Here is a 207-nt window from a genome sequence, read left to right on the forward strand (position 1 = left end):
GACCTCGTCGCCGTCTTCCATGGTGATGGTGGTGCAGGCGTCGGCGGTGTCCCTGCGGCGGGCTGTAGCCGACGTCCGTGCAGTCGCGGAGGATTATCCAGGTCGTCATGCGGGCGAAGGCGTGCTCGACACGGGCGCGGGCCTTGCGGTGGGAGGTGTTGTGTTCCTCTTTCCAGGCCGGTGCCCGGTAGCCGCCGTCCGCGATCA

The 207-nt window shown here is 68.6% G+C and carries 1 pseudogene; it reads right to left on the reverse strand.

The features are described 5' to 3' along the window. Positions 1 to 79: 79 nt before the first annotated feature. Positions 80 to 207 (reverse strand): annotated as a pseudogene (locus IF11_RS39835) (IS5/IS1182 family transposase); the annotation flags it as partial.

Origin of the sequence: Streptomyces scopuliridis RB72 (assembly GCF_000718095.1) — a bacterium.
Classification (GTDB): Bacteria; Actinomycetota; Actinomycetes; order Streptomycetales; family Streptomycetaceae; genus Streptomyces; species Streptomyces scopuliridis.